Consider the following 25,868-nt stretch of genomic DNA (forward strand, 5'->3'; position numbering starts at 1 on the left):
AATGCCATACATCACAAATTAGATCACTGAAAAGATAAAAACATATGGTCAGCTATTGATTATTTGTTCATTAGATCTTATTTTCTAGTCAGTACATATGAATAATCACTGAACAAATGTTCAAAAAGGATCTCAATCATGCTATCTATTGCTATTGGCGCTGATGATGCAGCTTTTGAAATGAAAGATTTGATCAAAGCCCATTTGGAAGCACTTAACTATGACGTCACCGACTACTGTTTAAATACCGGTATTGAAGATGAAATGTACCCGGATGTTGCCCATGCTGTTGCCACTTCAATAAAGCAAGGGAAGCATCAACGCGGTATTTTGATTTGTGGTACAGGTATTGGAATGTCTATCGTCGCAAATAAAGTTACCGGTATTCGCGCCGCGCTTTGTCATGACACCTACTCCGCTGAACGAGCCCAAAAAAGTAATGATGCTCAAATTATTACTTTTGGCGCTCGTGTTATTGGTCCCGAATTAGCCAAAGTCATTGTGGATACATGGCTTACTTCTCACTATGACGGAGGCCGCTCAGCCCCTAAAGTGGCGCGGATCAATGAATATGAAAATGGAGAGCGCTAATTCAACCTACTGGATATTTTCAGGAGTGAGTGATGACAATACAGACACAAAATGAACTTGCAAATGCAATTCGTTTTCTTGCTATCGATGCAGTTCAACTGGCTAATTCAGGCCATCCTGGTGCACCTATGGGCATGGCAGATATTGCAGAAGTCCTTTGGCGTGACTATCTAAAACATAATCCAGTCAATCCAAACTGGCCAAACCGTGACCGTTTTGTTTTATCTAATGGTCATGCTTCTATGTTGCTGTATAGCTTGCTGCATCTGAGTGGCTATGACTTATCAATTGATGATTTAAAGCAATTTAGGCAATTACATTCTAAAACACCGGGGCACCCTGAATTAGGCTATACCCCAGGCGTTGAAACGACCACGGGACCACTTGGCCAGGGGATAGCTAATGCTGTAGGAATGGCTATTGCAGAAAAAACCCTAGCGGCAACTTTTAACCGTCCCGGATTTCCTGTTGTTGACCATCATACTTATGTTTTTCTCGGTGATGGTTGCTTAATGGAAGGGATCTCTCATGAGGCTTGCTCCCTAGCAGGCACGCTTAAGCTTAATAAACTGATAGCCTTCTATGATGACAACCAAATTTCGATTGATGGCGAAACAAAAGGTTGGTTTACCGATAACACAGCAAAACGTTTTGAATCCTATGGATGGAACGTGATTAAGCGTATTGATGGCCACTCACGTCAGGCTATCAAAGATGCCCTTGAACAAGCCCATCAGCAATCATCAAAGCCAACACTAATTATTTGTCGAACTCAGATTGGTTATGGCTCACCCAATAAGGCGGGCTCTGCAAATTCCCATGGTGCGCCATTAGGCACTGAAGAAATCGCATTAACCCGTAATCAATTGAATTGGAAGCATAAGCCATTCAATATTCCGGATGATATTTATCAAGCATGGAGCGCACTAGAACAGGGTGCTGAAGAGCAATTACGTTGGGAACAAGCTCTGCGAGAATATACAAAACAGTATCCAGAGCTTTCAACCCAGCTGCAACAACGGATCTCTGGGCAATTACCTGATTTATTTGCGCCCTCAATAACTCAATACATTCAACAATTGAATGAAAATCCAACCGCCGTTGCTACACGCAAAGCTTCACAAAACACATTAAATATTATTGGGCCTTTACTCCCTGAATTAATTGGCGGTTCTGCTGATCTAGCACCCTGTAACTTAACTTATTGGGCAGGCTCTAGGCCAATTAATAAAGATCCTACCGGAAATTATATTCATTATGGTGTGAGAGAATTCGGTATGACTGCTATCGCAAATGGCATCGCGCTGCACGGAGGCTTTCGCCCATATACCGCAACTTTTTTGATGTTTTCTGAATATGCACAAAATGCGGTTCGCATGGCTGCATTGATGAAAATACCGCAAATATTGGTATATACCCATGATTCGATTGGATTAGGTGAAGATGGTCCAACCCACCAGCCCGTTGAGCAACTGACTTCTTTACGCGCAACGCCAAATTTATCTGTATGGCGTCCATGCTGCCAAGTAGAAACCGTAGTCGCATGGCAACAGGCTATTTTAAGTCAAGATAAGCCCACAGCTTTAGTACTTTCCCGCCAAGATCTTACTCAATATTCACGAACAGAAGCACAGCTTGCTAATATTGAACGCGGTGGATATATCCTACGCAGTAATAGTGTAATGCCCCAACTATTACTCATTGCAACGGGCTCAGAGATCTCACTTGCAATAGAAGCTTGGCAACACTTAACCACTCAAGGATATCAAGTCAACGTAATATCGATGCCCTCTACTGATTATTTTGATCAACAGTCTGATGAATATAAAGAGGCGGTTTTACCTAATCATGTTCGGCACCGCATTGCAATTGAAGCCTCTAAAGCGGATTATTGGCGAAAATATGTTGGTCTTGATGGGTTAATTATGGGCATGAATAGTTTTGGTGAATCTGCTCCCGCTGATAAATTATTTAGTCACTTCGGATTTACTGTTGATAATTTAATAAATATGTCTATTTCTTTATTAAAACCTTAATAATAAATAACTCTCCGCTTAGCAATAATATAATAAAGCCGAATAATTATTCGTTATTCGGCTTTATTAATATTTAATAAAAAATTAAATTCACTCTCTAAAGAGTTTAAATTACAGAGACTAACCCTAGTCACATAAATCTCGGGGAGCATACACAAGTATGTGACCCGAGTAACGGAAAGCAGCCAACGCCGCTATAGCTCGAAATATGACAAGGATACATACTCTAAAGAGTTCGAGTTATAGCAAGGCGGCAAGTGACGGTATCTCGGGGAGCATACACAAGTATGTGACCCGAGTAACGGAAAGCAGCCAACACCGCTATAGCCCGAAATATAACAAGGATACATCCTCTAAAGAGTTCGAGTTATAGCAAGGCGGCAAGTGACGGTATCTCGGGGAGCATACACAAGTATGTGACCCGAGTAACGGAAAGTAGCCAACGCCGCTATAGCTCGAAATATGACGAGGATGTCGTTATTGGATACTAAACCCTCCATCTATAACCAAATTATGCCCCGTAATCATATCCGATGCATCGCTGGCTAAAAACAGTGCGCATGCCGCTATTTCTGAGGGTTCTGCAAAACGCTTTGCTGGGATCTGTTGTTTCATTGCATCACCTTTTTCCCCATCCCACGCTTTTTTACCCAGTTCGGTCATCACTATTGTTGGCGATATTGCATTGGTTTGTATGCCTTTTTTACTCCATTCTAGCGCTAACACTTGAGTTAAACCGATAATTGCTGCTTTACTTGCACAATAAGCGGCATGTTGGTCTAAAGCAATGACACCCGCTTGGGAGGCCATGTTTATTATTTTACCTTTTCCTTGTTTAATCATTGCATTACCTGCTTTTTGACAAACAAGAAAAGTGCCTTTTAAGTTAACATTCATAGTTAAGTCCCAGTCAGATTCACTCAAGGACTCTGCCGGTGCTAACGCAACAATACCCGCACTATTCACGACAATATCCAATGACCCGTAGTGTTCGATGACTTTATCAACCATTTTTGATACTGAATGTGAGTTAGTGATATCACATTGGATACCAATAGCGTGATTTAAATTACCTGCAATATCAGATACTTTTTCTGATTTATCAACAATTGCAACTTTAGCGCCTTTTTGAATAAACAATTCTGCAATAGCAAAACCAATACCAGCGGCACCTCCGGTTATAAGGGCGACTTTACCTTCAAGCGAGAAATTGATGTTATATCCACTAAATTGTTTCATTTATAGTCCTTAATATCATGAGGCGGAATTTATGGTACGAATGGAAGTAATCGTTAATGATAACTGCGTATCAATATAATTAGATGAAATTTTTTAATTTCTATTTAATCAATATATCCAAATAATAAATTAACTTCTACATTTACTCGTTGAAATAATGATTCATCTCTCATATTAATTTTAATTTCAATAAAAAAGCGCATATGTTCAGTTTTATAAATTTAATGATTATTTGTATATCCAAGTTATTTATAGAATCAAATAACATTAACGTCATCTTTGTAGTTAATTCACCTTGAAATTTTAATTGTATTAGACTCATTAATAATGAATTTAATCAGCCGAAAATCAAAAACCAAATCAGATATTTAAAATAAAATTATAGTGTAAATTTATCATTAGCTAGCGCATAATATTAGTTATATCTAAATTGATATTGAGCAACACAACCGCTATCAGTTTAAGTAAAATTGTGTAATACGTATTTTGAAGTGGAGCGAGTCACATTAACATGGACAAAAAAAAACAACTGCTACAACTGAACAATATTGGCTATACCATTGATGAGAAGGTAATTCTTGATAATGTACAGTTTGACCTATTCCCAGGTGAATTCAAATTAATCACAGGGCCATCAGGTTGCGGTAAAAGCACCCTGCTAAAAATAATAGCATCTCTAATCTCACCGAGCTGTGGGCAAATTTTGTTTGAAGGACAAGAAATTAGCCATATCTCCCCTGAAAAATACCGCCAGCAGGTATCCTACTGTACACAAACGCCCGCCTTATTTGGCTCTACGGTGTATGACAATTTATATTTTCCTTATCAAATTCGCCAGTTATCCTTTAATAAAGATAAAATTTTAGAAGATCTTCACTATTTCTCATTGCCGGATACTATTATCGAAAAAAACATCAACGAGCTTTCTGGTGGTGAAAAACAACGTATATCACTCATTCGTAACCTCCAATTTCTTCCTCAAATTTTACTCTTAGACGAAATTACTAGTGCATTAGATGAAGAAAATAAAGTCAATGTTAATGAGCTTATTCATCAACTTACCGTAAAAAATAGCATTGCGGTACTGTGGGTTACCCATGACCAAGATGAAATAGCTCATGCTGACGACATTATCAAGCTTCCAATCCACCATTCATAATCATAGGAAATAACCATGCATCAACCTGCTATCTCAAATGAATCGCTTGGTTTTTCTATCATGTTAGTCTTAGTGGCCATTTTTATCAGTCACAAAGAAAAGCTATCATTAGAAAAAGATATTATTTGGAGTACTTGTCGAGCCATTGTTCAATTATTGATCGCTGGCTATATCCTAAAATATATCTTCAATGTCGATCATAAAATTTTAACTATTGCCCTCGTCATGTTTATTTGTTTTAACGCTGCGTGGAATGCAAAAAAAAGAAGCAAGTATATCGATAAAATATTCGTCACTGCGCTTATTGCCATTACAGCAGGCACGTTCCTCACTTTATTTGTGTTAATTTTAACTGACGCCATCGCATTTACACCTATGCAAGTCATTCCAATTACCGGAATGATAGCGGGTAACGCAATGATTGCCGTCGGCTTATGTTTCAATAATTTAGGTCAACGCTTTGGTAGCCAACAGCAGCAAATACAAGAGATGCTAAGCCTAGGTGCGACACCAAAAATTGCTTCATCCTCTATTATTCGCGACAGTATTAGAGCCGCTTTAATTCCAACCGTTGATTCTGCCAAAACGGTGGGGATTGTTAGCCTACCAGGTATGATGTCTGGATTAATTTTTGCAGGGGTAGACCCTTTAGAAGCCGTAAAATACCAAATAATGGTGACCTTTATGCTACTGGCTACGGCGAGCCTTTCCACAATTTTAGCCGGGTATATGACTTATATTAAATTTTACAATCAACAACACCAATTACTTATCGAAAAATTAAATAAATAACTTTTTAGTTACCGATTAGTTTGTATCTATGGCAATCGGTAACTTTATAATATTTCATTGAAACTTGCTTATCGAGATCGGCGGTACCTCAATAAGCTGTATCTTGTTATTTTCTTCATCAATCAATTTAAAAACTTGCTCAAGCATTGCGGGCACATCTTGTTTGACCATTTCGATATCCTTTCCTAATAAAGCAACGAAGGGATCCCAGTCAAAACAACCGATATTCGGTTGAAACTCCCCCATAAATTGCATTTGATTCAGCCAACGCATCACCCCTTCTAAGGATATTGTTGAATTGACAAATATTCCACCTTGTACAATTTGCCAGTCAGCTTGGTTTTTATACTGATAAAAATAATCCTGCAATGCTTTTTCTGCTTTTTCTGGCGCATATCCACAAGCTAAAATATTACGTTTCGGGACCTTAATTTTTAACTCTTTATGGGCATCAATGAACCCCCGAATACGTTCTTGAGTATTATGATCATGCTGCCGTCCACCAATAAAAATAAGCGGTTTTGCCTTTTCTGTGACGGTTTGATTTTTCAATAAAATACGTTGCGTTAATACCTTTGCTCCACTGTAATTATCAGAAATGACCGAAGGCGCTAACGTCCCCGGCAAATCTAGGTTCAAAGTCGGTACACCCGACGTGTTACATATTTCCGTAATTTTATCGGGATTGGTTGCCCCCGTAGAGATTAACCAATCAACTTGATAAGATAACATGGCACGCGCGGCTTCAAGCTCAAGCTCAGGATCTCGCCTTGAGCATGTAATAATCGGAAATAAGCCGCGTTCACGAGCCATTTCTTCAAAATGTTCGACAATAGAACCAAAGTAACGATTATCATATTTAGGCACTAACATACCGATAATTTTCGATTTATTGCTGCGTAAAAGGCTCGCTTGTTTATTTACCGAGTAATTTTGTTCCTCTGCGATACGCATAATTTTTTCAGCTAATTGCGCACTAATACGTCTTTTTTGCCAATTCCCATTTAATACCGCACTCACTGCACTCGCAGACACACCCGCTATTTCTGCAAGGTCGTAGATCGTTGTTTTCTTATTTTGCCTGATCTTGGTCACAAATTTATATCTCCATTTTTTCCTAGCTTGACACCAAAGATGAAAAGTCGCAATACTGCTACATCGATTGAGCAATATTGAAATTGATGAAATTAGAGATGATATATAACCCTTTATCTGTCTATTAATATGATAAACAATATATCTACCTCCCCCCAGATAGCGACCAATCCTCATCTGTGACTAATTATTATTTCATTGATTTATAAGCTTTTTCATTTTTTACTTAAATAATTATTGGAGTAATTATTATGGCTATATCTCTCGAAAACAACGTAGCTGCAATTACAGGTGCCGCTTCAGGTATCGGTCTCGAATGTGCACGCACACTGATCAAAGCAGGCGCTAAAGTTGTCCTAATTGACCGAGCAGAAGATAGACTAAATCAATTGGTCGCAGAATTAGGTGAAAATGCAATTCCATTAGTTATCGATTTAATGAAACCAGAACAAGTCGATGGCATGTTAGCGCGTATTATCGAAAAGGCAGGCAGATTAGATATCTTTCATGCTAATGCTGGAGCTTACATTGGTGGGCCCGTAGCCGAAGGCGATCCCGATGTTTGGGATAAAGTCCTAAATTTAAATGTTAATGCCGCATTCCGCTGTGTTCGCGCAGTTCTACCACACTTTATCGCACAAAAGTCAGGCGATATTCTATTCACCAGCTCTATCGCTGGTATGGTTCCCGTAATTTGGGAGCCTATTTACACGGCATCAAAATTTGCGGTTCAAGCATTCGTTCATTCTACTCGCCGTCAGGTTTCTGAACACGGTGTCCGTGTTGGTGCTGTATTACCTGGTCCTGTTGTTACTGCGTTATTAGATGATTGGCCAAAAGAAAAACTTGAAGAAGCTTTAGCTAACGGTAGTTTAATGCAACCCATTGAAGTTGCTGAGGCTGTTCTATTCATGCTGACGCGTCCAAGAAATATTACAATTCGCGATTTAGTTATTTTACCCAATAGTGTTGACCTCTAATTGCACCTTTTATTGCATACCCACTATTAGGAGGAAAAATGAGTAATTCAACAAAAATAGCACCCTATAATGACAAAGTCGTTATCGGTATTGATGTTGGCACAGGCAGCGCTCGCGCTGGTGTGTTTGATATGAACGGTAAGATGTTGGCATCCGCTAAACAAGATATTACCCTTTTCCGTGATAACGCTCACTTTGCTGAACAATCAAGTAACGAGATATGGGAAGCCGTTTGCTTTAGCGTAAAGCAGGCAATGGTTGAATCAGGGGCAATTGCACAACAAGTTGCCGGTATTGGCTTTGATGCAACCTGTTCTTTAGTGGTGCTTGGCCATGATCAACAGCCTATTTCTGTTAGCCTTAGCGATGATGCAAATCGCAATATTATCGTTTGGATGGATCATCGTGCAACCGAGCAAGCGGAGCGCATCAATAAATTAAAGCACCCTGTCTTGAATTATGTTGGTGGCAAAATTTCGCCTGAAATGGAAACACCTAAAATTTTGTGGCTAAAAGAAAATCGCCGCCAAACTTATGATAATGCATGGCAGTTTTTTGATTTAGCTGATTTCTTAACATGGAAATCTACCGGTTCATTAATGCGTTCTACTTGTACTGTAACCTGTAAATGGACTTATTTAGCTCATGAAAAACGCTGGGATGTGAGTTATTTTCAGCAAATTGGTTTATCTGAACTTGCTGATGAAAATTTCAGCCGAATTGGGCAAGAAATTGTTGAGCCCGGAACGCCTTGTGGCCAAGGTTTAACGGAACAAGCGGCACAACATATGGGGCTTTTAGTCGGTACTCCCGTTGCTGCTGGAATGATTGATGCCCATGCAGGCGGTATTGGTACTGTTGGTGTCAATGGTGATGCCACTGCAAATATGGCCTATGTATTTGGTACTTCATCTTGTACGATGACAACAACTCAAGAACCCGTATTTATTCCCGGAGTTTGGGGGCCATACTACTGCGCCATGGTTCCAGGTATGTGGTTAAATGAGGGGGGGCAAAGTGCAGCTGGTGCAGCCATCGACCAATTACTTTCTCTTCATCCAGCCACCATTGATGCAAAAATTATGGCGAAAGGACTAGGCAAGTCTTTACCCGTAATGTTGGCTGACATGGTACTCGAAAAATCATCAACACCTTCCCAATCGGTTGAATTAGCAAAAGGTATCCATATCATTCCTGAATTTTTAGGAAATCGAGCACCTTTTGCAGATCCACACGCACGAGCTGTAATCGCAGGGCTTTCAATGGATAATAGCCTAGAAAATTTATTGGCTTTCTATATTGCTGGCATATGCGGTATCGGCTATGGCTTGAAGCAAATTATTGAAGCTCAAGCTCAGTCCGGTGCAAGCATTAAAAATATTGTCGTGAGTGGAGGCGCAGGACAGCACCCGCTGATCCGTCAATTGCTTGCAGATACTTGTGGCGTTCCGGTTATCTCAACTCAAGCAAGTGAACCGGTTTTACTGGGTTCCGCGATCCTAGGTGCAGTCGCTGGCGGTGTTTGTGAGAATGTTGCTGAAGCAATGGACCAATTTTCAAGTATTGACCTGACCTACCAAGCTAACGAATATTATCAAGAACATCATAACATTCGCTATGTATCATTTTTACATTTACAGCAATGTGCAAGAAACCTGAAAGGATAGGCTTATTATAGAGAAAGTTTTAACCAACTTTCTCTATTTTCAATTAATGCTCAAAAATAGACATTAAGGGTTAATAACAATATTTTTGCCATAATGACTCCGCCATCTCCATTGGCAACAAATCATAATCCCCTTCAACTAAAGGTATGGATAACGATATCTTTCCATCATGACCACTGTAAACTTTGACAACGAATTTTTTATATCCTTCAAGCTTTGCATTTTTGACTCTAAACACTTCACCGCAAACATAGCCAAGATCGCCCTTATCTGCAGTTTGACGAATAAAATTATATTTTACATTTTTAAATGATGCTGTTTCAGGATAAGACAAATAATCCTCAACACTACTTTTAGCTAAGCTGATTAAATCAGGCGTAGGTGAATAATTCATTGTGATCCCTAATAAAAAAGAGCAGCCCGTTAGCAACAAAATGGTGAGCAATTTTATCAAATTCATATTTTAAGCTCTCATAAAACTATGTATTACCACAAATTGGCCACATGCCAATAAATTATATCAAAAGGTAAATAAAGAGTGTTCATGTAATATTTAAGTCAAAAACCACTTAAATTTATCTTATTAAATAGTGCTAATTTAGGTAATAATTACCTAGAAACCTCATCATTAGTAAAAACGATAAAAAACAATTATAAAACACGCATTAAGCGTATTTATATGCTTTTACCTTTAAGGTGAGTAAGTATATCAGCATTATTCAAAGAACATAAATAGTAAACGAAAGATTAACTGTTGCAATTTGTATTTTTTAGCATGTAAATATTTCATACTTACATAATAAAAACACTAATTCAGCTTAACTGTTCATTATTCTTTAGTTTTATTAATATTAAAGATATAAATAAATAATTCAATTTAAGAATAACCATTTCAAATTGTAAATTAACGCATTAATTGCGTTGATTTACTCAATTATTGCGTTAATTGTAAAATCTTATATTGCAAATAATATTTAAAACTTTTATTTCAAAAATACACAAATATAGACTGAATTTAATTTATTGTTATTTTTCAATGAGTAAATGTAATTATGACGGTAAATTGAATACCTAATAGAGGATTAAAGAAAACAACAAAAAAGAGTGTAAATGATTAAAAATGAGTATAGCAATATAATTTTATTAAAAATATATAAATACACTATATAAGAAGCACCTTTATCCACATGAAAACAAAGGAATTGAGTATTTTTCAATTCAAAGGTCATTTTGTTTTATGGTAAAAATAATTTTTAACAAAATATAAACAATTAATAACTCATAAGAATATTTAATTATAAAACCACACAAAACAGACACTATTATAGACACATCCATTACATTTAGTATAAAACAACTTATAATTTTACAGAATATTCTTATCCCCATTAATCTATAACGTAAATATAAAATTATCCGACTATTCGTGATAAAAAATTTTCTTGGAGTCATGTAGCATCTATTCACTTAAAAATAGGGTAAGCCAAACCATGACACACATTCAATTATTACTACTTGCAACCAATAACATAAAAAATAATACAACATTAAGTCACGCCCAAGAATCCTATGTATATCAATATTATCACTCAAATATTGCTAACAAATATTCCTGTATTAGTGATTTTTTAGATGTATTTATTAAACAAACAACCTCCGCTTTAGAGAGTGATCCAAGCTTGAATCAACAACGTCAACGCATCTATGCAGAAATTGAAAGTTATATAGCCACTGCTGAAACTCGCTTTATTCAACGCCAACAAGCGTTACAAAAAAAGTAAGGTGATATAAATGATGAAGGCCTGCAATTAAGAGGCCTTCGCTATTATCTACCTATTTCTATTGTGACCGTTTATTGTTCCTGTAACTCTAGCTCTGCGATAACAGGAAGGTGATCACTCACACTTGACCATTGAAATTCTGGGCTATCTGTAGGGATTTTCATATTTTTAACATCCCAAACCTGCCCTTTGAATGTGAAAATATGATCGATATCAATAGCAGGATTAACCGCAGGCCATGTCCGATAATCAACGCCCTTTTTCGCTACAGGGTTCCATAAATAACGAATTTCTTGTGTCGGCTGTTCATTGGCGGTCGAATTAAAATCACCAGCCAGAATTTTAATCGAAGCGGCTATATTGTCGAAACCCGTTTCTGTGTCACCAATACTTGCATCTAAAATATGACGAACTTGGCCAATACGAACTGTAGGATCTTTTTGCCAATCTAAATGAGTACCCATAATAATGATTGGTGCATCGAAACCCGGTTTACTAATCTGCGACAATAAAACAACTCGTTGCTCTGCTTCTCCCGATGGAAGGTTAATTACTTGGGACTTTTCAATTTTATACTTTGATAAAATACCTACTCCGTATTCCCCACCATCAAAATCAAGTGCTTTACCGAAAGCAAAATCCATTTTGTTTGCTTTTGCTATTTCTTCTAGCTGATGTACGTTTTTACTACGAGCCGTTTTATTATCAATCTCAGTTAAAACAATAACATCAGCATCTATTTTAGCGATGGCATTACTCAGATTATTCAGATTGCTCACATCCTGAGAAAGCTCATTTTTACCTATATTATAAGTAGCAATTTTTATTGTAGGCTTATTTTGAGTGTAAACTTTGTTTGGTGTTCCACCATTTTGAACCATAAGAACTTCAGAACCTGTTGTGGCCGCAGTCGCACCACAAGAAACTAAAATTGCTGCTGAAACTATTGTTTTTAATAATTTTATTTTCATAACTTCCCCTGAAATCATCTACATGAAAAATGGATCTATATGTGAAGGTATTTTCAATATACGACGAATAAAATCAGATAGTACACGCCATACAGGATGGTAATGAGCCACCATCCCCTATACGCTACCATGAAATAAAAATGATACAGTGACTTGGCTAGCAATCTTATTTCGACATGAAAAAAAACAATTATTATATTTTATGCACTTTGTCTTGCTTCAAACTTATATGGAAAAATAATTTCTTCATGCACAGCTTCATAATCATAGTCAGCATCTGCTAACCACTTTTGTATTTTTTTTGCTGTTTCACGCGCAATTTTACTGTAATCAATACGTACAGAGGTTAGTGATGGATGAATATGATCACAATTAGAAGAACCTTCGACACAAGCAACAGATAACATTCTAGGCACTTGAATCAACCTTCTTTGGCACTCAAACATGACACCTAAAGCTATCATTTCATGGCTACAAATAACGGCTTCTAAATCGGGTTGGCGAGTGAGCATTTCACTAATTGCCTGACGCCCAAAATCCATGGTTGCAACATAAGGCGTTGTAATACTTTGGTCTGCACTTTGATTATGACTGAGCATCGCTTTATTCCAACCACTTAATTGCTGACTTTGGATTTTGCTGTCCATTTGCGCACCAATGTAACCAATTTTTTTATGGCCTTTTTCCAATAAGTAGCGTGTTAAAAAATTAACCGCCTCACCAATATTACTTTTTATACTCAACGTAAAAGGATGTATTGACTCCCCCGCGACATTAATTACGGGAATATCGATATTTTTTAGGTAAGTAAATACATTTTCAGAATTAATTGCGCCGAAAATAACGAGAGCTGCAGGATTGCTTTGCAGCAATGTAAACAAGACCTCTGATTCTTTCTTTTGCTGATAGTCATGGCTACCAATAACCACTTGATAACTATTTTTGTTCAGTACTTCTTGTAATGATTGCAGAAATACTGAGCTAGCATTATCTCTCAATGAAGGGACTAATACCGCAACTGTCCGGCTTTGACCTGATGCCAAAATCCCGGCCGCTGAGTTAGGAATATAACCAAGTTCTTCGACCGCACTATTAATTTTTTCTCTCAGCTTATCAGAAACAAGCTCTGGTGTGCGTAAAGCCCGAGATACCGTCATTGACCCTACACCAGCATGTTTAGCAACATCCTGTAATGTAACTCGCCCTGTATTTTTTCGCTTTCGTATTTTTTGCATGAAATATTTTTAGTTCGCTTAACCTCATATTTATCGTGACTAACTTACCACAGGTTGAATTTGTTAATTAAGCCACAAACCGCCTTGTTTCGCTTTTATTGGTTATATTTGCTCAAAATGATAGCGCTATCACGAAAATGAACAATACAGCTAGATAGCGCTACCATAGATCACTACTATTCACTCACTTAATATAAAAGCTAAAAAATGTGTAACGATACCAGGAGTCAATTTAATGTTAACAACATTACTAACACCTAACGTCATTCAAGTCGTAGAAAGCGTGGATGATTGGCGTGATGCGATTAAAGTAGCCTGTAATCCATTAATTAATAATAAGTTCATCGAACCAAGATATATTGATGCCATCATTCAGTCCCATGAAAAAATAGGCCCTTACTATGTTTTAGGCCCTGGGATTGCAATGCCCCATGCTCGTCCTGAAGATGGTGTCAATCAGCTCTCGCTTGGACTCACTGTGATTAAGCAAGGTGTTGAGTTTGGCTCTGACGGTAATGACCCAATCAAATTACTTATCGTACTTGCTGCTACCGATAGCAATAGCCACATTGGCGCCATCGCTAAACTTGCAGAGCTATTTGATAATCAAGATGATATTGATAGCATCATGCAATCAGAAAACGTAAATGACATTCTTAATGTCATCTCTAAATACGAATAATTTAGTCATAAGGTAAATACTATGAAAATCACTGTTGTTTGTGGAAATGGTTTAGGTACAAGTTTAATGATGGAAATGAGCATCAAGACTATCTTAAAAGATTTGCAAGTTAATGCGGATGTTGACCACGTTGATCTTGGTTCAGCCAAGGGAACTGTCAGCGATATTTTTGTCGGTACAAAAGATATTGCAGAGCAACTCGTTGCCCAACAAGTTGGTGGTGAAATTGTTGCACTCGAAAATATGATAGACAAAGTGGCAATGAAAGAACGCCTCAGTGTCGCTTTACATAAACTCGGCGCGATGTAAGCGGAGGCAATATGTCATTTTTTCGTTTTCTGATGCAAGATGTATTATCAGAACCTGCTATTCTAGTGGGTCTTATCGCATTAATTGGTTTAATTGCTCAAAAGAAACCCGTTACTGAATGCATTAAAGGTACCATCAAAACCATTATGGGTTTTGTTATTTTAGGTGCCGGTGCTGGCTTAGTTGTGAGTTCTTTAGGTGATTTCTCAGCAATTTTCCAACATGCATTTGGCATAAATGGTGTTGTTCCAAATAACGAAGCAATTGTTTCTATTGCACAAAAGAGCTTTGGTCGCGAAATGGCGATGATCATGTTCTTTGCAATGCTGATTAACATTTTAATTGCGCGTTTAACACCATGGAAATTCATCTTCCTAACGGGTCACCATACATTATTCATGTCTATGATGATTGCTGTTATTCTGGCAACCGCTGGGATGGAAGGAACCATGTTAGTCGCTGTCGGTTCCGTGATTGTTGGGGTTTGTATGGTATTCTTCCCTGCCATCGCTCACCCTTATATGAAAAAAGTTACTGGCTCTGATGACGTTGCCATTGGTCACTTTTCAACAATTTCTTACGTTTTAGCCGGTTATATCGGCAGTAAATTTGGTAATAAAGCACATTCAACTGAAGACATGAATGTCCCAAAAAGCCTATTATTCCTGCGTGATACCCCGGTTGCTATCTCATTTACCATGTTCATTATTTTCATCATTACTTGTTTATTTGCGGGTGGTGATTATGTACGTGAAGTGAGTGGCGGTAAAAACTGGTTTATGTTCTCCTTAATGCAATCTATTACCTTTGCGGCAGGTGTTTACATCATCCTACAGGGTGTACGTATGGTGATTGCGGAGATCGTACCTGCATTTAAAGGTATCTCAGATAAATTAGTCCCAAATGCAAAGCCTGCATTAGACTGCCCAGTTGTTTTTCCTTATGCACCAAACGCGGTTTTAGTCGGATTTTTAAGTAGCTTTGCCGCCGGTGTCATCGGGATGTTTATTTTATATGCATTGAATATGACAGTAATTATTCCAGGGGTAGTTCCACACTTTTTTGTAGGTGCTGCTGCGGGTGTTTTCGGTAATGCTACCGGTGGACGTCGTGGTGCTATTTTAGGTGCTTTTGCTCAAGGCCTATTAATCACCTTCTTACCTGTATTCTTACTGCCTGTTCTTGGTGACATTGGTATTGCCAATACGACCTTTAGTGATGCAGACTTCGGTGCTATCGGAATTTTATTAGGTATTATCGTTCGTTAATTATAATATTCCCCGCAAGCATAAGTTTGCGGGGAATATATCAAGAAAGTCCAAGAATATTAGTAAGTCATAAACTATTCTACTTTGCCAAGCCAAGCACCATCTTTAAATAAAAAATCCTGCAATAAAACTAAATCATCCGGTGTCACGTGAATGACCCCTTCTCCCGGGATATCTATTTCTGCGATCATAAATAACGCTAAAGTGGTTAATGAAGGCAAGATAAGTATTAACCAGTTTTTTCCCTTTGTACCGCGAATGTTATAGCCAATTAAAACATTCGAACAAATAGCAAAAAAAATCAGTAAAAACCAGGTTGCATTGGGAATTTGGTGCCGCCAACTGGCCATTGTTTTTTGTTGAGAAAGATAAAGGTCACTAAATGCAGATAATACAGATGCAACAACAGGATTAGGTGATTGATGGGCTTCTTTAACACCGATTTCCCATAACTGATTTTGTTTTTGCAGAGAAAGCATACGCCATTGATTATTTTCATCACTGACGCCAGATTTAAAAAATTCGATGCGCGCTTCTAAGTATTGCTGTAGTAGTTTAGATGCTTCCATTCTATCCGTATCTCCGAGCAATTGAGCTCGCTGATAAGCGTTGCCGATAGCGATGGCTTCATTTTCTTCCGTTTGCTGCCGATTATTATACCCGTTTATCGAAATAGAAAGCACAAAACCAATAAGTAAACCCAGCAATGATAAAATAGCGCCTAAAATAATTTTAGCTTCATCATCAGCCGCTTCTTCATGTGCATTTTTACGTTTAAAAATAAATTTACCCACATAAGCGGCGATAACTAATAAAACAAAAGTAATCACAAAAAGAAGTATAGAGTCAATTGGTGAGTCATTAATGAATTCAGAAAGGTTAAACATGGAATACACCCATAGAGTTTATTTTCTGATGATATATCACACTCATTGTATAATTATCTAGTTATTAAGTACTTAGTTTCCTATTTTAGGTATTACATCCAGTAATAAATCATTTAATGATATTGCTCAGGCAGGAATAGCTCCTTGAGTCACTTATTCAGCATATCCCCGCCACTCTTCAAGCAATACGCTTATTGATGATATTTAACAGCATATAATTTGAAAAGTTGAGGAGATATATTACGTTATTTATCAATTGAGCCGAATTAATCGGCTCAATAACAAATCAATTACTGCGCATATCCATAATCATTTTTCCATCATAATCAGCACCGACAACAATATTGGGTACTTCACCTTTATATTTATGTGCTTTAACTTGCTCAATTTCTAACTGTTTCCATCGGATCATTTCTTGGGTAATCGTTCGTTGCAAAATTGCATTGGCCTCCGCTTCTTTCTGAGCCGCGTATAATTTTGCATCAGCCTCCTGACGTGTAGCAAAAGAGCTAGCTTGTGCATTACGTTCTCTTGCAATCGCTTGTTGCTCTGAAGATTCCCTTTCGGCCTCAGCTATAACGACTTTCTTTTGCGCTAATTCACGCTCTTTTTCAGCTTCTGCTTTTGCTTGATTAATTTGTTCTTGACGCATTTTGGTATTAACAACTTGTTCTTGTACTACCTCTGGTAGCGTAATATCTTGGATCATAATCTCTTTAATTGTATAACCATAAGGTGATGCATAACTTTGGATAGCATCACGAATTGATTCTTGTAATTTTCGTTGAGTATCTGCCGTATATAAATCTTGCGCATTGGCAACATCTTTACCAAATTCTAAAATCGTTGAGATTAGTTTTTGACGAACATATTTATCAAGAGCTTCACTTTCAGTTCCGCCATTAATACGTAGCATTGGTGCCTTTGCTCCATCAAATTGCAACATAACCGTGATATCAACAATTGACTTTAATTTATCTTGGGAAGGTACCCGTAATTCTTTTAAAGAAACACGGATATCCTTAGTTGAATAAGTATCAAAATTAGTAAATGGATTTATAGGAAAATGAAGACCAGCATCATATGCTACCGGATCAACTTTCCCTAAAAATGTGCCTACTTTAACAGAACCATCTTGTACAATCGTATACGAATTAACACCAACAAGACCCGCAACTAAAAGTATGGCGGCACCTATAACTAGTGTAATTATTGACTTTAACTGCATGATTAAATCCCTATCTAACAATTATCTTATTATATTTGAGGAGCGTATTGTCCTTATTAGAGAAATAACTGCAAGCGTAAAAATCCTAAAATAATTTAGATTTATTTGATTAGATATTTTAACGTATTTAGGGGTTATCACAAATTAAGTATTATCTTAATCAGCTTTTTCAATAGTGTTCTACCACTTTATTCAGTTCATCATCAATTGTGTACCCATTTAAATTATACCAACTTATCGTTTCTTTAATCAGCTCTTCTGTCGCATCAATAAAATCATTTGGATAAATTTTAGCCGGCTCATTAAGTATCAGTGGAATTTCTGTACAGCCCATAACAAACTTATTTATACCTAATGATTTAAGTTGATCAATATAGGGATAAATTAACTCTTTTGCTTTGATTAAATCCCCTGCCTTATAAGATATAATGCTTTGCATTATTTTATATTGATTAATCTCATCAGGGATAATGCATTCAATTTTGTGTTTTTTTAATTTATCTTGATATAATTGAGTATAAATAGTCGCTGTGGTTGCTAATAAAGCAATACGCTTAATACCCATTTCTATTATTTTATTACATGCGGTATCAATAATACTTATAAAATGTATATTAACTGAACTTTTTAAGTCTTCATACCAGTAATGTGCTGTATTACAAGGCATAATAATGCAAGAAACTCCTGCACGCTCCAATATACGCAGGGAATCTATCATCGCAGGTAACGGAGAAGGACCATGATGAATAATATTTTCAGTTCTATCTGGAATATCAGGAATAGAAACAATAATAACAGGAATATGCTCCTGATCTTTTGACGCTTGAGTATTAGTAACTAATTTTGAAAAAGCATCTACTGTTGCTCCCGGCCCCATCCCACCCAACATGCCTAATATTTTTTTCATATATTCCACCTCGTAAATAAATATTATAATGACATAATGTTAGTCTTAGGTAATTGCAGAGTTTCTATAATGTATGCTAAATTTGCATAGCAAATTAATAACTACAAATTATTTGGGGACACAATGATCAGTAATCTAGAATTAAAATGGTTGCACGATATTGTTGTACTAGAAGAATGTCGAAGTTTCACTTTAGCAGCAGAAAAACGAAATATTTCACAATCTTCTTTTAGTCGAAGAATTCAAACGATAGAGTCATCCGTTGGATTTGAAATATTTGATCGTAATACAAACCCACTCCAACTAACCGCTCAGGGAAAGAACTTTATTGTCTATGCTAGAAATCTACTTGATGATATTTACTTTCAAATAAACCGAATTAAAGGGATTGATAATGGAAAGCAAAGAATAAATATTTCTGCAGCGCACTCCTTATCTGTTTTTCTACTTCCTGATTTTATCTCTCAATTTTCACAAGATACTGACAAAATTTTCTTTGTCGAATCAATAAATGTTGACGAAGCTGTTCATAAATTAAAAGAAGGTCAAAGTGATTTTATCCTTTCTTTTTATAATGAAGAGTTGATGTCTTCCCCCTTCTTGCACTCGAAAATATTGGAAAGTCGTTTACATTTAGTTTCTTTATGTGATGAAAATAAAAAGCCTATTTTTCAGCTTGATAACTCGAATTTACCACTCATAAAATACACAGATGAAAGCTATATGGGACGTCAAGTAAATCAACTGATGAATAAATATAAGCATTTACCTTTAGAGTTACTGTTTGTTTCATCAATGAGTGATGTACTAAAGCGTATGATTTTGAATGGAAGCGGTGTAGGTTGGTTGCCTGATTATTCAATTAAAAATGAAATTGAACGAAATGAATTAGCCATTTTGGATGAAAGCCTTTCGATTACTATGGGTGTCTATATTTATCGAACCGAAGCAAGGCTCAATGTCTCATCAGAACGCTTTTGGCAATTTATGAGAAACTTGAAATAGTAATTATTCATGACAATAGAAAATCCCATCTTAATTAATAAGAAGGGATTTCTATATCTTAATTTTAATTATTTACTATGATGTTGTTGTCGTTACTTTTTCATCTATAGTAACTTCTGGCGCTTCGTGCAAGTTACCCTTTCGCTCTTCTAAACGAGATATTACCGCTGTTGAAATACTGTTACCCACGACATTTGTTGCAGTTCTTCCCATATCAAGGAATTGGTCGATTGCCAGTAAAAGTAAAATACCGGCTTCAGGTAAACTAAACATTGGTAACGTCGCTGCAACAACAACGATAGATGCCCTAGCAACACCTGCCATTCCTTTGCTTGTTACCATTAAGGTAAGCAGAATTAAAATTTGCTCAGTAATGCTTAGGTCAATCCCATACGCATTAGCAATAAATAATACAGCAAATGATTGGTACATCATTGAACCATCAAGGTTAAACGAATAACCTAATGGAAGCACAAAACTCGTCACTTTTTTAGGAACGCCATATTGGTTTAGTGCTTCCATTGTTTTTGGATAAGCCGATTCACTACTTGCTGTCGCAAAAGCCAACGCAACAGGTTCCCGAATCAATTTACCTAAATGAAACACTGATTTACCTAAGAAAATATAACCTACAAAAAATAAGACACCCCATAATAAAGCCAGCGCAACATAGAATAGGCCGATTAATTTGCCATAGTCATAAAGTAAACCCATCCCTTCCACGGTAACCGCTGAAGCAATTGCAGCAAATACTGCGATAGGCGCAAAGCTCATCACATAATCCGTAATACGGAACATGATCCGCGAGAGATCTTCAATAAAAGTTACAATCGGACTTTTTTTATCTTTGCAGATATACGCAAGGCCTGAGCCAAAGAAGATTGAGAAAACTAAAATTTGCAATATTTCATTATTCGCCATCGCTTCCGCAAAGCTTTTCGGGAATATATGTGTAATAAATGCTTTTAATGTAAAACCTGATGTATTTAATCCACTGTCGACAGCAACTGCAGGCACAGTTAAATTAAGTCCTACACCTAATTGGAATACATTCACGAATACCATTCCAATGACTAACGAAATAATAGCTGCAGAAATAAACCAAACCATTGCTTTAACGGTAATACTACCGACAGAAGAAGATCCTCCCATAGAAACAATACCGGATACTATGGTGGCAAATACTAATGGTGCAATAATCATTTTAATTAAACGTAAAAACACATCGGTAATAATATTTAAATATGATGCTATATTTTTTGCTTCGTCAACTGATGTAGCATAATTATGACATGCCCAACCTAATATAACCCCAAGCACAATGGCGATAATAATTTGTTTCATGAGTTTGTGTCTGTTCATTCGGACCCCTATTGTATTTATGTAAAGTTGGGATTTTCCCAAACTCTTTTATTGGAGGCGACTCTTGAGCCTGAATTCGATAGTTACATTTTTTTAACTTAAAGAGAAATGCAAATGGGCGAAATCGTATGCAAAAAACGCATAGAAAAAAATTCAACGTAATACATTGAATAAAATCACTTTTTAAAATCAAATCATTTATTTACTGTGTTTTTTATTTTTAATAAATAATTGATACCAATATAAAAAACACTATTTAACTTTATTTCAAAAAACAGCTTAAATTAAATTCCTTGTTCATATGTACTAATTTTTAATAGTTGCTGACAATATTTATAAGCTGTAATCTCATCACATATATTTGTAAATCCTAACAATAAAATTTGTTTATTCGTTTCTTTGATACACCAATCATCTAATGATTCCACACTTAACCCATTTTTATTTGCAACTACCGAAAATTGTTTTGCAGTCTGTCCATTAATTAACTCTACAACAATATGCATCCCCCCCGCTTGAGCTTCAATTTTAAATATACTTGAAAGTTCATCATTAATGGCATTAATAAGAATTTGTCTTCTCTGGCGGTATAAATTACGCATTTTACGTAAATGTCGAGAAAAATGTCCCTCTTTAAAAAATTTATACGTGACTTCCTGTTGCCAAACTGAACATTGATTGCCAATAATTTCAGCTATGGAATAAAATTGCGAAATACAATGAGTTGGTACGACAACATAAGATAGTCGTAATGCAGGAAATAGTGCCTTACTCATTGTGCCACAATAAATAACTCGTTCGAATTTGTCTAATTTTTTTAATGCAGCTAATGGCCGACCTTGATAGCGAAACTCTCCATCATAATCATCTTCAATAATCCAACTTTTGTTCTTATTAGCCCAATCAAGTAATTCAATTCGCCGCTCTAAGCTCAATGAAATATTTGTCGGGCTTTGATGCGTTGGTGTGACTAAAGCAAAATTTGCATCTGGTGCCAATCGCTTCCCTTGCTCCACATTAATGCCTTTATCATCAACACTTATGGGTACAAGCTTTATGCCCATATGCTGCAAGAAGGAACGTGCTATATGATAACCCGGCTCTTCAAACCACCCTATATCTCCTGAATTGAGTAAGCTTTGCACGATCAACATTAAACTAGAACGGTAGCCCGAGCTGATGAATATTTGCTCAGCGGTACAATTAATACCGCGAGACATAACTAGATACCTTGCCAATTCCTCACGTAAACCAAATAGGCCTTGCGGATCAGGGTAACCTAATAGTGATGAGTTAGTCTCTCTTAACGTTGTGGCAGATAACCGAGACCAGAGCTTAATCGGAAAGGCGTCTAAGGCAGGGATCCCTAATTGAAATGGACGAATTGATTTCGCATTATGTTTAGGTATAGCGCTCTGTTCAGCAACAGCCATGACTTTTTTATTCAGCGAATTTGCACTATTGGAAAGATTTTCAACTATTTCAGTAATAAATGTTCCTTTTGCACCTTTAGCCACCAATAGCCCCTCACTGATCAGAAGCTGATATGCTAGCTCTACTGTACCGCGAGCAACATTCAATTCACTCGCCAACACTCTGATAGAAGGAACTCGGGTTAAGGGTTTTAATTGCCCACTATTTATTCCTTCATGAAAACGTTGATAAATTTGGATATAGAGCGGAATATTTGCCGCTTCATCAATATTCAAAAAGTCATCCATCATCTTGTCCTAGTTTAACTCTCAATTTTTGCACCTTTATTATAGGTCAAGATAAACTTAAAGTACGTACAAACGACTTGAAGCGCTATAAATATATATTATTTTTTATCCACCAAAGTTAGAGAAGGAATACCCATGAATGAACTAAGATTAGCCTATAGCACATTGTCACCTGATGCCTACAAGGGTTTAATTGACTGCAAAAAAGCGCTCGATAAAAGTGGGTTAACTAAAGAGTTAATAGAATTAATTAACTTAAGAGTTTCACAGATAAATGGTTGTGCTTTCTGCCTTGATTTACATGCAAGCTCATTGCGCGCTTCGGGCGTTAGCAATAAAAAAATTGATACTTTAGCGGGTTGGCAGGTTAGTCACCATTTCTCTGATTCGGAGCGTTCTGCATTAGCATGGACAGAGTCCGTTGTTAATATTGCAAATAGCCTAGCACCTGATCCATTATTTAATGATTTAAAACACCATTTCAATGATGAGCAAATTTCCGATTTAACTATTGCCATTGGCTTAATGAGTGCATTTAATCGCATTGCTATTGCTTTAAGGCAGTAGAATATTACTTCAGCGTTAGATGCTATGCTTTTATATCAAACAGTATGCCAAGGCCAATTTATTGGCCTTTTTCTTATTAATCAAGTAATTGAATTTTAATAAAGCGAATACTCCTCTTTCATTTTTTATTCCTATATCCTCCTGTATCCCTTATGACCTTTGAATCTTTACATAATAATTATTTCCCTTAATAAGATTATTAGTAATAATAGCGATTCCCATTATCATTCGTCATTATAACTATATACTGTGAATATCATTATGTATTTCAAACACCATCCACTCACCATAGCGTTACTCAGTACAATTACAGCAACATTACCCATTTCTAGCGCATTTGCAAAAACAGAAAATAATGAAGTTCCCGATACTTTAGTTGTTAGTGCTCAAGCACTTAAAGTGAATACTTCACTTCAAGAAACACCAAAATCTGTTTCAATTATTTCACAGCAAGAGCTCGAAACTCGCGCGCCTCAAAAATTAGATGAAGCCCTACGCTATACCTCTGGTGTGGTTGCACAACCTTTTGGCGCAGATAATGACACTGATTGGTTTAAAATTCGTGGCTTCGATGCCGCAACTTACTTAGATAACAGCCGCCTATTTCGTGATGGTTACTATACTTGGCTATTGGAACCTTATGGTTTTGAACGTATCGAGGTTGTAAAAGGTGCCTCTGCGGTATTATTCGGTGAATCAACGCCGGGTGGAGCCGTTAATGTTGTGACTAAAAAGCCACTATTTACCCCTAAAGGCGAAGTCTTTCTTGAGGCTGGAAATAATGATCAGCGTGGGTTTGGTTTTGATGTTACGGGTAATGCTAACGATGAAGGCAATGTTCGTTACCGCCTAGTCGGGACCATGAAAAAAGGGGATGGTGAATTAAAACATACGGATAATGAACGTATTTACCTTGCGCCTAGTTTAGCTATCGATCTCTCTGACGATACAATGCTAACCCTAATGGGTACCTATTTACATGATGATGGAACACCAACAAACCCATTCTTCCCTGCAGCAGGGACTTCCATTAAATCACCTTTTGGTAAAATTAAACCCTCGACTAATTTAGGCGAACCTGACTACGATAAATATAAACGCAATCAGCTATCCGCAGGCTACCTGCTTGAGCACAGTTTTAATGATACTTGGCGCTTTTCCCAACGTTTAAATTATGGCTATAACAAACTCACCTTACGCAGTGTTTATGCTTTTCCAAATGCAGATACCTCTGCAACTGAATTAAGCCGTGGTGTGGTTTTTCGTGATGGAAAAAACCAAAGTATCACCTTTGATAATAATGTCGTCGGTGAATGGGATTCAGAACGCTTCGAACACACCTTATTAGCCGGTGTTGAATTACAATATCACCAAACAAAAGGGGCTGAACAAGACAGTTTTGCATTTACCCCCATTAATCCATGGAATCCTATTTACGGCAAATACAACCCTATCGATCCTGCAAATAACATCAACCGTACCATCGATAAAACACAATCTAGTCTCTATTCCCAATACCAAGTGAAATTTGATAGTCAGTGGATTGGTGTGGCGGGGCTTCGTTATGATTGGGTCAAAACAGAAAATAAAAATAAAACTAATCATATCAATAAATCACGTAACGATGGTGAGTTTAGCCTGAATACTGGTGTTATGTATCTAGCCGATAATGGGCTATCACCTTACGCCAGTTATTCACAATCTTTTGAAGTTATGAGCACTCTCGATTCGGCAACGGGTGAATTATATGACCCACTAAAAGGTGAGCAATTTGAGCTTGGCGTAAAATATACACCTGACTATTTTGATGGGTATATTAATGTCGCATGGTTCGATATTGAGCAAAAAAATGCGTTAGTGACCAATCCAAAGACATCTGTAGCAACTCAGACAGGAAAAGTCACTTCCACCGGTATTGAAATTGAGGCCGTTGCTCAACTCACTGATAACTTTAATATACAAAGCGCCTATACCTATACCAAAGCGAAAACGGATAACACTGGAGGACAAGGTAAAAAACAAGCGGGATTAATTCCAATGCATATGGCTTCTGCTTGGGCAAATTACACGATCCCACTGACTAATACACAAGAAATCACACTAGGTTCGGGCGTTCGATATTTAGGTCAATCAAAAGATAACCCCGCCAGCAGCAACCGCTCAGTTGCTAGTGCGACACTTTGGGATGCAGCGGCAACCTATAAATTAAACAAACAATGGCAATTACAATTAAACGTAAATAATTTACTGAATAAAGAGTATATTTCCGCGTGCGATTATTATTGCTACTACGGTCAATCCCGTTCAGTGGTTATCCAAACTAAATATAATTGGTAAGACATTTTGCCGCGCAATCATCAAGTATGCGCGGCACTTTCATTTATTG

Annotated in this window: 23 protein-coding genes; 13 read left to right on the top strand and 10 right to left on the bottom strand. The window is 37.0% G+C overall.

Annotated elements, in window-relative coordinates:
• Positions 1-138: 138 nt before the first annotated feature.
• Together rpiB and tkt are read left to right on the top strand one after the other, a co-directional pair.
• Positions 139-591: a ribose 5-phosphate isomerase B gene (gene rpiB, locus M998_RS02945; protein ID WP_068442977.1), complete on the top strand. Its 453-nt coding sequence runs from the start codon at positions 139-141 to the stop codon at positions 589-591.
• A 38-nt stretch (positions 592-629) separates the two neighbouring features.
• Positions 630-2,627: a transketolase gene (gene tkt / locus M998_RS02950; RefSeq protein WP_068907471.1), complete on the top strand. Its 1,998-nt coding sequence runs from the start codon at positions 630-632 to the stop codon at positions 2,625-2,627.
• A 477-nt stretch (positions 2,628-3,104) separates the two neighbouring features.
• On the opposite strand, the gene M998_RS02955 is transcribed toward tkt, so the two are convergent.
• Positions 3,105-3,866: an SDR family oxidoreductase gene (locus M998_RS02955; protein ID WP_068907427.1), complete on the bottom strand. Its 762-nt coding sequence runs from the start codon at positions 3,864-3,866 to the stop codon at positions 3,105-3,107.
• A 511-nt stretch (positions 3,867-4,377) separates the two neighbouring features.
• On the opposite strand from M998_RS02955, the gene fetA reads away from it, so the two are divergent.
• Together fetA and fetB are read left to right on the top strand one after the other, a co-directional pair.
• Complete coding sequence (fetA, locus tag M998_RS02960) at positions 4,378-5,025, top strand: iron efflux ABC transporter ATP-binding subunit FetA (RefSeq protein ID WP_068907429.1); 648 nt, start codon at positions 4,378-4,380, stop codon at positions 5,023-5,025.
• 15 nt (positions 5,026-5,040) lie between these two features.
• Positions 5,041-5,817, top strand: coding sequence for an iron efflux ABC transporter permease subunit FetB (gene fetB, locus M998_RS02965; protein WP_068907431.1), 777 nt, complete (start codon positions 5,041-5,043; stop codon positions 5,815-5,817).
• Between the two features lie 54 nt (positions 5,818-5,871).
• On the opposite strand, the gene M998_RS02970 is transcribed toward fetB, so the two are convergent.
• Entirely contained in the window at positions 5,872-6,912 is a 1,041-nt protein-coding gene (locus M998_RS02970) for a LacI family DNA-binding transcriptional regulator (RefSeq protein WP_068442965.1), read from the bottom strand.
• Between the two features lie 251 nt (positions 6,913-7,163).
• Between M998_RS02970 and M998_RS02975 the strand changes: the two genes are divergently transcribed.
• Together M998_RS02975 and M998_RS02980 are read left to right on the top strand one after the other, a co-directional pair.
• Positions 7,164-7,892, top strand: coding sequence for an SDR family oxidoreductase (locus M998_RS02975; RefSeq protein ID WP_068907433.1), 729 nt, complete (start codon positions 7,164-7,166; stop codon positions 7,890-7,892).
• A gap of 38 nt (positions 7,893-7,930) precedes the next feature.
• On the top strand, positions 7,931-9,559 hold the full coding sequence (locus tag M998_RS02980) for an FGGY-family carbohydrate kinase (protein WP_068907435.1): 1,629 nt from the start codon (positions 7,931-7,933) through the stop codon (positions 9,557-9,559).
• Positions 9,560-9,629: 70 nt separating this feature from the next.
• On the opposite strand, the gene M998_RS02985 is transcribed toward M998_RS02980, so the two are convergent.
• Positions 9,630-9,953 carry a hypothetical protein gene (locus M998_RS02985; RefSeq protein ID WP_232007507.1) on the bottom strand — a complete coding sequence of 108 codons (324 nt, stop codon included), beginning with the start codon at positions 9,951-9,953 and terminating at the stop codon, positions 9,630-9,632.
• Between the two features lie 1,096 nt (positions 9,954-11,049).
• Here M998_RS02985 and M998_RS02990 point away from each other — a divergent pair.
• Positions 11,050-11,340, top strand: a complete 291-nt coding sequence (locus M998_RS02990) for a hypothetical protein (protein ID WP_068442951.1) — start codon at positions 11,050-11,052, stop codon at positions 11,338-11,340.
• 71 nt (positions 11,341-11,411) lie between these two features.
• Here M998_RS02990 and M998_RS02995 read toward each other — a convergent pair whose 3' ends face one another.
• Positions 11,412-12,305: an endonuclease/exonuclease/phosphatase family protein gene (locus M998_RS02995; protein WP_068907472.1), complete on the bottom strand. Its 894-nt coding sequence runs from the start codon at positions 12,303-12,305 to the stop codon at positions 11,412-11,414.
• Between the two features lie 206 nt (positions 12,306-12,511).
• On the bottom strand, positions 12,512-13,546 hold the full coding sequence (locus M998_RS03000; protein WP_068442948.1) for a LacI family DNA-binding transcriptional regulator: 1,035 nt from the start codon (positions 13,544-13,546) through the stop codon (positions 12,512-12,514).
• Positions 13,547-13,781: 235 nt separating this feature from the next.
• Here M998_RS03000 and M998_RS03005 point away from each other — a divergent pair, with 235 nt between their 5' ends.
• The 3 genes from M998_RS03005 to ulaA are packed head-to-tail and all read left to right on the top strand — an operon-like array spanning position 13,782 to position 15,805.
• Entirely contained in the window at positions 13,782-14,228 is a 447-nt protein-coding gene (locus M998_RS03005; RefSeq protein ID WP_068442945.1) for a PTS sugar transporter subunit IIA, read from the top strand.
• A gap of 21 nt (positions 14,229-14,249) precedes the next feature.
• On the top strand, positions 14,250-14,537 hold the full coding sequence (locus M998_RS03010) for a PTS sugar transporter subunit IIB (protein ID WP_068442941.1): 288 nt from the start codon (positions 14,250-14,252) through the stop codon (positions 14,535-14,537).
• A gap of 11 nt (positions 14,538-14,548) precedes the next feature.
• Complete coding sequence (gene ulaA, locus M998_RS03015) at positions 14,549-15,805, top strand: PTS ascorbate transporter subunit IIC (RefSeq protein ID WP_068442938.1); 1,257 nt, start codon at positions 14,549-14,551, stop codon at positions 15,803-15,805.
• A 74-nt stretch (positions 15,806-15,879) separates the two neighbouring features.
• On the opposite strand, the gene M998_RS03020 is transcribed toward ulaA, so the two are convergent.
• From M998_RS03020 to cuyB, 3 genes are all read right to left on the bottom strand, one after another.
• Entirely contained in the window at positions 15,880-16,692 is an 813-nt protein-coding gene (locus tag M998_RS03020) for a bestrophin-like domain (protein WP_068442935.1), read from the bottom strand.
• 286 nt (positions 16,693-16,978) lie between these two features.
• The gene (locus M998_RS03025; RefSeq protein ID WP_068442932.1) at positions 16,979-17,920 is read right to left on the bottom strand and encodes an SPFH domain-containing protein; all 942 of its coding nucleotides are present in this window, start codon (positions 17,918-17,920) and stop codon (positions 16,979-16,981) included.
• A 169-nt stretch (positions 17,921-18,089) separates the two neighbouring features.
• Positions 18,090-18,827, bottom strand: a complete 738-nt coding sequence (gene cuyB / locus M998_RS03030; RefSeq protein ID WP_068907438.1) for a cysteate racemase — start codon at positions 18,825-18,827, stop codon at positions 18,090-18,092.
• A gap of 123 nt (positions 18,828-18,950) precedes the next feature.
• Here cuyB and M998_RS03035 point away from each other — a divergent pair, with 123 nt between their 5' ends.
• Complete coding sequence (locus M998_RS03035) at positions 18,951-19,832, top strand: LysR substrate-binding domain-containing protein (protein WP_068907440.1); 882 nt, start codon at positions 18,951-18,953, stop codon at positions 19,830-19,832.
• Positions 19,833-19,907: 75 nt separating this feature from the next.
• Here the strand turns inward: M998_RS03035 and M998_RS03040 are convergent, their stop codons facing one another.
• Together M998_RS03040 and pdxR are read right to left on the bottom strand one after the other, a co-directional pair.
• A complete protein-coding gene (locus M998_RS03040; RefSeq protein ID WP_068442927.1) occupies positions 19,908-21,194 on the bottom strand; it encodes a dicarboxylate/amino acid:cation symporter in 1,287 nt (428 codons plus the stop codon).
• A 284-nt stretch (positions 21,195-21,478) separates the two neighbouring features.
• A complete protein-coding gene (gene pdxR, locus M998_RS03045) occupies positions 21,479-22,918 on the bottom strand; it encodes a MocR-like pyridoxine biosynthesis transcription factor PdxR (RefSeq protein WP_082912988.1) in 1,440 nt (479 codons plus the stop codon).
• A 132-nt stretch (positions 22,919-23,050) separates the two neighbouring features.
• On the opposite strand from pdxR, the gene M998_RS03050 reads away from it, so the two are divergent.
• On the top strand, positions 23,051-23,482 hold the full coding sequence (locus tag M998_RS03050) for a carboxymuconolactone decarboxylase family protein (RefSeq protein WP_068907444.1): 432 nt from the start codon (positions 23,051-23,053) through the stop codon (positions 23,480-23,482).
• Between the two features lie 261 nt (positions 23,483-23,743).
• Entirely contained in the window at positions 23,744-25,819 is a 2,076-nt protein-coding gene (locus M998_RS03055) for a TonB-dependent siderophore receptor (protein WP_068907446.1), read from the top strand.
• Positions 25,820-25,868 lie beyond the last annotated feature (49 nt).

The organism is Providencia heimbachae ATCC 35613, from assembly GCF_001655055.1.
Lineage (GTDB): Bacteria > Pseudomonadota > Gammaproteobacteria > Enterobacterales > Enterobacteriaceae > Providencia > Providencia heimbachae.

Bases quoted from the DNA above. Each gene is read 5' to 3' on its own strand.
- M998_RS03020 (WP_068442935.1), bottom strand. From the start codon at position 16,692: ATGTTTAACCTTTCTGAATTCATTAATGACTCACCAATTGACTCTATA.
- M998_RS02980 (WP_068907435.1), top strand. From the start codon at position 7,931: ATGAGTAATTCAACAAAAATAGCACCCTATAATGACAAAGTCGTTATC.
- pdxR (WP_082912988.1), bottom strand. From the start codon at position 22,918: ATGATGGATGACTTTTTGAATATTGATGAAGCGGCAAATATTCCGCTC.
- cuyB (WP_068907438.1), bottom strand. From the start codon at position 18,827: ATGAAAAAAATATTAGGCATGTTGGGTGGGATGGGGCCGGGAGCAACA.
- M998_RS03050 (WP_068907444.1), top strand. From the start codon at position 23,051: ATGAATGAACTAAGATTAGCCTATAGCACATTGTCACCTGATGCCTAC.
- M998_RS02985 (WP_232007507.1), bottom strand. From the start codon at position 9,953: ATGAATTATTCACCTACGCCTGATTTAATCAGCTTAGCTAAAAGTAGT.
- M998_RS03005 (WP_068442945.1), top strand. From the start codon at position 13,782: ATGTTAACAACATTACTAACACCTAACGTCATTCAAGTCGTAGAAAGC.
- ulaA (WP_068442938.1), top strand. From the start codon at position 14,549: ATGTCATTTTTTCGTTTTCTGATGCAAGATGTATTATCAGAACCTGCT.
- M998_RS02990 (WP_068442951.1), top strand. From the start codon at position 11,050: ATGACACACATTCAATTATTACTACTTGCAACCAATAACATAAAAAAT.
- M998_RS02955 (WP_068907427.1), bottom strand. From the start codon at position 3,866: ATGAAACAATTTAGTGGATATAACATCAATTTCTCGCTTGAAGGTAAA.
- M998_RS03040 (WP_068442927.1), bottom strand. From the start codon at position 21,194: ATGAACAGACACAAACTCATGAAACAAATTATTATCGCCATTGTGCTT.
- M998_RS03000 (WP_068442948.1), bottom strand. From the start codon at position 13,546: ATGCAAAAAATACGAAAGCGAAAAAATACAGGGCGAGTTACATTACAG.
- fetA (WP_068907429.1), top strand. From the start codon at position 4,378: ATGGACAAAAAAAAACAACTGCTACAACTGAACAATATTGGCTATACC.
- fetB (WP_068907431.1), top strand. From the start codon at position 5,041: ATGCATCAACCTGCTATCTCAAATGAATCGCTTGGTTTTTCTATCATG.
- rpiB (WP_068442977.1), top strand. From the start codon at position 139: ATGCTATCTATTGCTATTGGCGCTGATGATGCAGCTTTTGAAATGAAA.
- M998_RS03035 (WP_068907440.1), top strand. From the start codon at position 18,951: ATGATCAGTAATCTAGAATTAAAATGGTTGCACGATATTGTTGTACTA.
- M998_RS03055 (WP_068907446.1), top strand. From the start codon at position 23,744: ATGTATTTCAAACACCATCCACTCACCATAGCGTTACTCAGTACAATT.
- M998_RS03010 (WP_068442941.1), top strand. From the start codon at position 14,250: ATGAAAATCACTGTTGTTTGTGGAAATGGTTTAGGTACAAGTTTAATG.
- M998_RS03025 (WP_068442932.1), bottom strand. From the start codon at position 17,920: ATGCAGTTAAAGTCAATAATTACACTAGTTATAGGTGCCGCCATACTT.
- M998_RS02975 (WP_068907433.1), top strand. From the start codon at position 7,164: ATGGCTATATCTCTCGAAAACAACGTAGCTGCAATTACAGGTGCCGCT.